Source organism: Hydrogenophaga sp. OTU3427 (assembly GCF_038440225.1).
Lineage (GTDB): Bacteria > Pseudomonadota > Gammaproteobacteria > Burkholderiales > Burkholderiaceae_C > Hydrogenophaga.
Genome location: NZ_JASATI010000112.1, coordinates 1 through 842, shown reverse-complemented (window position 1 = coordinate 842; position 842 = coordinate 1). Strand labels below are relative to the sequence as shown.

Below are 842 nucleotides of genomic sequence, written 5' to 3'. Positions count from 1 at the left end.
CCAACCCGAAGACCGCGTGACGCTGGCCAGTTTGACCCAGCAAAAGTACAGCGTTCGCGCCATGGCCCAAGTCTTGGGTCGTTCGCCGAGCACCATCAGCCGCGAGCTGCGGCGCAACGCACAGCCCACAGGCTACGCCAGCGTCCCTGCACGAAACTGCGCTCAGCGACGACGACGCCAGAGCCGCCCGGCGATCAAACTCCATCCTGATGGCATCCTTTTCGGTTTGATGCGCCACTTTCTGGGTCAGCGCTGGTCGCCTGAACAGATTGCCCTGACACTGGCACGCATCTTCCCCAGAGGCCATGAGCACCGCGTGTCACACGAGACCATCTACAACTGCATCTACGCCCAGCCCGTGGGCGAACTCAAACGTGAGCTGATCGCCGCCCTGCGCCACGCCCACAACAAGCGTGTGCCGCGCAGCAAGGGGCAAGACCGGCGCGGCCAGATTCCCGACATGCTCAGCATCCACCTGCGCCCGCCCGAGATTGAAGACCGCCAGTTCCCCGGGCACTGGGAGGGTGACCTCATCAAGGGGGCGGCCAACGCCAGCGCGGTGGGCACGCTGGTCGAGCGCACCACTCGCCTGGTGGTGTTGGTCAAGCTGCCCGAGTTCAAGCCGGCCAGCGCTGCCAACGTGTTGCAGGCCTTCACCGACAAGCTGCTGAGCATTGCCGCTCCGATGCGCCAGAGCATGACGTACGACCAGGGTCGAGAGATGGCCATGCACAAGGCGCTGAGCAAGCGCACGGGCATCGCGGTGTACTTCTGCGACCCGCACAGCCCTTGGCAACGCGGCTCAAACGAGAACATGAACGGTCTGGTGCGCCAGTACCTGC

At 64.5% G+C, this 842-nt stretch carries 1 protein-coding gene; it reads left to right on the top strand.

What is annotated here, in order from left to right; translation table 11 throughout:
- On the top strand, positions 1–842 hold an 842-nt coding region (locus tag AAHB17_RS24505), incomplete at both ends, for an IS30 family transposase (protein ID WP_342133674.1).